Genomic DNA, 3,079 nt, shown 5'->3' on the forward strand with positions numbered 1-3,079 from the left:
GGCATGTGGATCACGCTGACGCGGCAGCCGCGCTGGACCGACCAGCCGCTGCACCCGGAGCAGCGCATTTCCCTCGAGCAGGCCATCCGGCTATACACCATCAATAACGCGTACCTGACCTTTGAGGAGAAGGAGAAGGGCTCGCTCGAGACGGGCAAGCTGGCGGACTTGATTGTTCTCGATCGCGATATTTTGACTTGCGGCGTGGACGAGGTGAGGACTACTCAGGTGGAGCGGACGTACCTGGGGGGCAAGCTGGTGTACGAACGGCATTGAGATCTGGAATTTCCACCGCAGAGGCGCAGAGAAGGCAAAGAACCGAGAGGAAACAATTGGTTTTCTCCGCGCCTCTGCGCCTTCTATGAGAAGGCCGGTCTGTGTCAAGCATTAAATTATTGCCTGCCGAACCTCCACTCGATCGCCGAAGGCCGACCAACGGGAGGCGCCAGCAGCTTGGCGAAGCAAGAGACAGAGCTCCCATTTCCTCTTATCAGCGAGATTTTTCTTTGGGCGGGGAGGGGGCCGCTGTCAAGACCGCGCCCGGTTTTGGCGCGCCGAAGGGAAGTCTTGACTGCGGCCCCCTCCCCGCCCAGAATCGCAGAAGGGGGAATGGGAGCGGACCCATACGGCCGCCGCGCCGGTTCGGGATCCTGTTGGTCGCTTCTCCGCATAGGTAATTTCCGGCTGGCCGTCGTTTGCCTCTCGCCCCGCTTCTATCCGCACTGATTCGGGCCCGCTGGCCCGCTGCAAGATGGGGTCCCTCGTTTTGGTGGGGCGCTGCTATCTCAGCGACGATCTCGTGGACCAAGACGCAGAACGCAGTCAGCCCCATGGCGACGGTTGTGCTTCACTTCGGTACCAGCCAGTTGCCCCCTTTCCCCATTCCACCATTCTTTCCTATTACCGATTTGTTTCCCATCAGCCTGTTCTGTTCCGATGGACCGGCGTGGCTTTCTTCCCCTTGCTTACTTTGCCAAGATGGCGTCGGCCTCGTTTTTTGGTGGGGCGCTGCTATCTCAGCGACGATCTCGTTGGACCAAGACGCCGAACGCAGTCAGCCCCATAGCGAACGCTTGTGCTTCACTTCGGTGCTTGCCCGTTGCCCCCTTTCTCCACTCCACCATTCTTTCCCGTTACACGATTCGTTCCCATTGGCTGTTTTGCTCCCATCGATCTGGGTTGTTTTTCCTCCTCTCTCTTTATGCAGCCTGCGCAGCCTTCTTGCCATTCCGCAGCGGTTCGTAAACTTCCCCCGTCACCCACAACCGATGCAACAACACCGACAGCTTTCGCGCTACCGCGATCACCGCTCGCTTCTTGGCATTCTTCGCCCCGCGCTCGCAAATCCGTAACCCGTACCGCCGCAGATCGCTGTCTCTTCCGTGCGGACCCAATATGTAATGCGCACAGTTCACCAGCGTTTTTCGCAGATACTCGTCTCCCGCTTTCGTGATCCCCAACTGCGGCTTGCTCTCCCCCGACTCCTGTTTCTTCGGCCGCATCCCCAGAAAGCATCCCACCATCCGGCTCTTCGCAAACCGCTCCGGGTCACCGATCGTCAGCATGTACGACAGCGCCGTGTGCACTCCTACCCCATCCACCTGCGCTAACAGCCAGTACTTCGGATACCGCTCGCGCGCTATGTGTTCTTCCATCTGATCGTAGTAGTGAACCTGCTCGTTGAGATGATCGATCATCTCCAAAAGCGGCGCCACCGCACCCCGGATGACGGCCGGTATCTGCTCCGCCAACTTGGCCGTAAACGCCTCCACCGAACACTTCTGCAGCCGCTCTCCGAACGCTTTGCTGATCCCGCGGATCGTATTGATCAGTTGCGTCCGGCTCTCCACCAGCGTTTCTCGCGCCCGTATCCAGCTCAGATCCGCTTGCAACGCCTGGCTGCGGTGCTCGATCGGATGCAGCAGCCGCGGCTTGAAATGCACCAGCTCCGCCAGTTTGTACGCATCCCCGGGATCGTCCTTGGCGTCACTTTCAGAGATGTACGGCACTTTGCGCGTGTTCGATACGTACACCCGGTGTCCACACTTCTCGATCACTTCGGCCACCCATTGCGACTGCCCTCCCGCTTCCACCGCTACCTGGCTGCGCCCTATCGTTAGGAAATACGCGACCAAGTCCGCCGGCTTCATGCGCAGCCGAAACTGTTCGTGCACCTCGCCTGCCGGATTCATCACACACACGTCGCAATTCTTGTCGCCCAAATCGATGCCGATATGAAAGGCAAACGCCCCTTTCTCCTGGTCCTGCCCACTGCTCTTATGCGCTCTCTGTTGGTTGCTGCTATTCTTTTTCATAGCCGGTCTCCTTTTTGCACTTCGAGTGCGTACCTCATTGGGAGCTTAACGCATCCCGCCTAGGAGACCGGCCTTCTCATTCCATCTCGGCGGTGAGGTCTTTCGGTGGCGCGACGGATTAGCGGCGGTACAATAAATCCACCGGAGGAACACCCTCATGAACAACACGCGACGCGACTTTTTCCGGCTGGCTGCTGTGCCGGTTGCCTGGCGCGCGTTTGAAACCGCGCTGCAGGCTGCGGCGCCGCGCCTTCCGGATGGCGCCAACGAGAGTTACTGGCAGATGGTGAGGCGCCAATATCCGCTGGAAGACGGTCTCCTCTATCTGAACGCGGCCAACGTTTGTCCGGCTTCGCGGTTGGTGCTCGACCGGCACCTGGAATATCTGCGCGATTTCCACGCCAACCCGTCGTTCCAGAATCGCGACAAGTATGTGGCCATGCGGGAATCGTTGCGCGACAAGCTCGGCCGCATGCTGCGCGTCTCGCCAGACGAGATCGCCCTCACGCGCAATACCAGCGAAGGCAGCAACGTCATTGTCAAGGGCGTGGATCTGAAGCCGGGGGACGAGGTGCTGATCACCGATCACAACCATCCCTCCAACAACGATTCGTGGCGCGTACGCGCGCAGCGGGACGGTTTTGTGGTGAAATCGCTCCCCGTCGCCATTCCGGCGCCCGGCGTGGAGAAGATTCTGGCTGATTTTGAGAGCGCCATCACTTCGCGCACGCGCGTCATCGCCATCACCCACGTCACCAGCACCA

General features: G+C 59.5%; 3 protein-coding genes. 2 read left to right on the forward strand and 1 reads right to left on the reverse strand.

Translation table 11 applies throughout. The annotated features are described in order from the left end of the window. The coding region (locus HY010_17835; protein MBI3477596.1) for an amidohydrolase family protein at positions 1–276 on the forward strand (276 nt) is incomplete at its 5' end. Positions 277–1,199: 923 nt separating this feature from the next. On the opposite strand, the gene HY010_17840 is transcribed toward HY010_17835, so the two are convergent. Continuing rightward, entirely contained in the window at positions 1,200–2,315 is a 1,116-nt protein-coding gene (locus HY010_17840; protein MBI3477597.1) for an IS110 family transposase, read from the reverse strand. Positions 2,316–2,472: 157 nt separating this feature from the next. Between HY010_17840 and HY010_17845 the strand changes: the two genes are divergently transcribed. Beyond that, on the forward strand, positions 2,473–3,079 hold a 607-nt coding region (locus HY010_17845; GenBank protein ID MBI3477598.1), incomplete at its 3' end, for an aminotransferase class V-fold PLP-dependent enzyme.

It is taken from the genome of Acidobacteriota bacterium, from assembly GCA_016196065.1.
In the GTDB taxonomy this organism is placed as follows: Bacteria; Acidobacteriota; Terriglobia; order Terriglobales; family Acidobacteriaceae; genus Acidiflorens.